At 63.6% G+C, this 3,410-nt stretch carries 3 protein-coding genes; 2 read left to right on the top strand and 1 reads right to left on the bottom strand.

Annotation, left to right across the window (positions count from 1 at the left end; translation table 11 throughout):
- Positions 1-300 precede the first annotated feature (300 nt).
- Positions 301-702: a hypothetical protein gene (locus ABD212_RS18930; protein WP_344097769.1), complete on the top strand. Its 402-nt coding sequence runs from the start codon at positions 301-303 to the stop codon at positions 700-702.
- A gap of 380 nt (positions 703-1,082) precedes the next feature.
- A complete protein-coding gene (locus ABD212_RS18925) occupies positions 1,083-1,403 on the top strand; it encodes an EthD family reductase (RefSeq protein ID WP_344097767.1) in 321 nt (106 codons plus the stop codon).
- 511 nt (positions 1,404-1,914) lie between these two features.
- Here ABD212_RS18925 and ABD212_RS18920 read toward each other — a convergent pair.
- Positions 1,915-3,099 carry a hypothetical protein gene (locus ABD212_RS18920; protein WP_344097762.1) on the bottom strand — a complete coding sequence of 395 codons (1,185 nt, stop codon included), beginning with the start codon at positions 3,097-3,099 and terminating at the stop codon, positions 1,915-1,917.
- Positions 3,100-3,410: the final 311 nt, after the last annotated feature.

The following is a 3,410-nucleotide window of genomic DNA, read 5'->3' as shown; positions in this document are numbered from 1 at the left end:
GGCTCCGCGGCAGAGGCATCGACAGCCTCCCCAGCATCAGAACCCAAGATCCGGCAGACTAACAACACGAACTAGTGGCCTCATTTTCGAACGTCGCAATGGCCTCATTTTCGAGCGTCGCCGACACAGTCGGCTCAAGGAACCGTCATTGCCGCATACGGGCGCATACCGGTGCCCCATCCTGGCAACCATCCCGATAACGCCTCGCGGCCCTCCTGCGATTCCGATGAGGCACACTCTTCCAACGAATGTTGTTCACAGACATGCCGGGACGATTGAGTCAAGCGCTACGGTTTGGCCATGCCTGGGGAATCTGGCTCAAAGAACTGGCTTGTGGTCGCTGCTCTTGCGGGGGTCGGTTCAATAGTCACAGGCATCATTACGAAGCTTTGGGCGGCTCTTCCTCCTCCCCTCCCCGGGTTCCTGATCGCAATCGGCGCAATGTTCGCGATGGGTTGGGTAGGCGACGAAATTGTCCAGCGCAACTACAAGCCCGAGATCGAGGCGCTCAGGCTGCGAGTCGAGAGTGGGCAGGTGACCGCCGACCAGGCGATGATCGAGGCGAGGGCAATCGATGCTCGCCTTGACTCGTCACGAAACTGGGGAATCATCATCGGACTAGTTGTCGGCTTTGTGTTGGGCTCATCGTGGCGGGGCTCATCGGTGTCGCCACGCCGTTCGACGGAATGTTCGGCTAGATGACTGCGAGCGAACCTCTCCCCAACCGTCGGCTTCCTTGACGTGAAACTGGCCAGCCGAGTGGGTAGTTGAGAGAGCCTCCTGGCGCGAGGTTGCGACGCGCACTCTCGCCGGCATGCCCACCACCAACTTCCTGGCGGTTCCAGGGCTGAGCTATGCCACGATGATGGCGCGTTGCGCTTCGACCAGTTGATCCCTATGCGTGCGAAGCATTGGCCGTACTCGATATTGGCCGGAGGGTGGAAGGGACGCCGTCGCTTCCGCGCTGATTACTCCGTCCACGCGCACGGCTGGGCCTTGCGAACTCCTGCGCCCACTGAAACGCTGTACCTCTGGATTGCGCACCACGACCGAGTCGCGGGTTGCGACCGCGAGGACAGGAAATGAACATGTCTTATCGCGTGACCGTTGGATATCGCCAGCCCTCTGATGCGGCGGCGTTCGATGCGTATTTCCGAACCACGCACGTTCCGATCACCAGTCGGATGCCGGGAGTAGTCCGGATGAGCGCCGGCCGCACGGAGTCCTTTGACGGATCCGCGCCGGAATTCTACGAGGTCGCGGAGATCGTGTTCGAGTCCAAGGACTCGGCGCTGGCGGCGGTTAGTTCGCCAGAAGGACAGGCCGCCGCCGCAGATATCGGCAACTTCGCCGACGGCGGCTTCGTGATGCTGTTCAGTCCTGAAGAGGTCTCGTTTCCGTGACCTGCCGGCAATAGGGAAGCGCGGTGCTGGCCTCGCCAGACGGACCTGCGCAGCAGGAAGCTCGTCGTGGGTGAGGACTCCGTCAACCTGGGAGGGCGATTGCGCAGCCCAAACGCCGGGAGCGGTCGGCCGCGACCATGACTGCATCGCGTACGACGTCCACGATGATCTGATCGCCGCGATCCGTTGATACGGCATCGGTGGCCGATCACACGGTTTGTCCCCACGTGTGCGGCCGACCTCCCAGACCGCCCGCACGCGCGGACTAATGTCGATCGATGCCGGCCCGCAGGGCCCCGCGGTCTACAGCCGGTCCCTTTCCGCGCCTCTAGGTGGGGGCCGACATGCGACTGCCGCGGGGACGCTGGGTGGATGGATGGAATCGAGATTGGCTATGCCCGTGTGTCGACGACCGATCAGGATCTCCCGGCTCAAAGAGGCGCAGTAGGTAGAGGCGCTGGTCGGCCGCTTCCGCCTGGGACGCTCTTCCGTTAGCCCCGATGTTCATTCATTACGGGCTCCACAGGAACGCATGCCGGGAACGGTTGCCAGCCTCGTCGAGCGGCTTGTCGGCGGATCCGGTGACTTGGCCGCGTATGTTGATCGCGGATGCGAAGCTTTCCTGACCGCCCAGTGTGCCCAAGTCCGTCATTCCGGTAGAGGCCTTCCACCGGAAGGCATGGAATATCCAAGACGGTGGGATGACATACCCGACAATCTGACCCAGGTCGTTGTTTGCCACCGCGTCGCTGTAGAAGCCGTCGGGCACATCCACACCCTGGCTCCCTGCAGACGCTGTCCATCGGACCGCGACGCCGGCCTCCGCACCAGGTGAATATCCCACCACCTGGCCGCGTGTGTTGATGGCTGCCGGCCAGAACCCCAGGGCCCGCATTCCCCCCGACGAGGTCCACAGGAATCCCTCAGTTCCGTCGCGGCCCCCCCACGCGTTGCCGATGACCTGACCCGACGCGTTGATGCCGGTGCCCTCGCTGAATGAGCCGCCCAAGGTGCCGAGGTCCTGCATGCCACCGGTCGGTGTCCACCGGAACGCGTGAGTGTTGCCGTCCGCCTTATCCGCAGAGCCGGTGATCTGTCCAAGGTCGTTGATCCCGATGGCGCTGCTGTTCGCACCGCCCAGAGTGCCGAGATCGCGGATGCCGCGGGTCGGCGTCCACAGGAACGCATGATGGTGCCCGTTGGAGAGGTAGGAGGAACCCACGACCTGCCCGCGGTTGTTGATCGCCGTCGCCTCCGTGGAGCCCCCGCCTAGCGTGCCCAAGTCCTGCATGCCCCCTGCGGCTGTCCAGCGAAACGCATGCTGTCGCGGGACGTCCTGGCCCGTATCAGGGTCCGGGAAAAGGGACACTCCGATGACTTGACCCAACTCGTTGATCGCTGTCCCTGAACTGCCGCCGATGTCGAGGGTTCCAAGATCCTGCATGCCGCCGGACGACGTCCATCGAAAGGCGTGAGCGGCCTCATTCGAGGTGTCGGACGTGCCGGTGACCTGCCCCCACACGTTGATGTCCACCCCGTAGCTGTTCAGGCCGCCCAGCGTGCCGAGATCTCGCATGCGTGTTGCAGGCACGGACACGGTCGACGCCGATGGTGCGCTGATTGTGGCCTGCGTCAACCCTGCCAGGGCAGTCGCGACCACCGCGGCGAACACCCCACCCCGCACAACGTTCATCATTTGCTCCTCGGAGGTGAATGGTTCACGTGTCGGGTGTGCGTGAATTGTCCTCTCCGGCGGAGCCCTCCGCAAGGTCATGTGAGCAGTAGGGGTCGATCTGCGGGCACCTACGCCGACGCCGACAAGGTGCTCCCGCTTCCTGCCGGTTCCTCAGCCCGGGCCGTTGGGATGGGTGAGATCGTAGGCGCGAGAAACCTTGTGGGGGACGACCATGCGCCAAGCGTCGACAACGAGCTCGCGAGCCTCGGTCGGGTCCAGTGACGCAAGATCTGCGTGGACCCAGTTGAAGCGCAAGTCAGACGCCGACGGCA

The sequence above is a fragment of the Microbacterium deminutum genome (assembly GCF_039530205.1).
GTDB classification, from domain to species: Bacteria; Actinomycetota; Actinomycetes; order Actinomycetales; family Microbacteriaceae; genus Microbacterium; species Microbacterium deminutum.
This window is presented reverse-complemented; position numbering and strand designations above follow the sequence as displayed.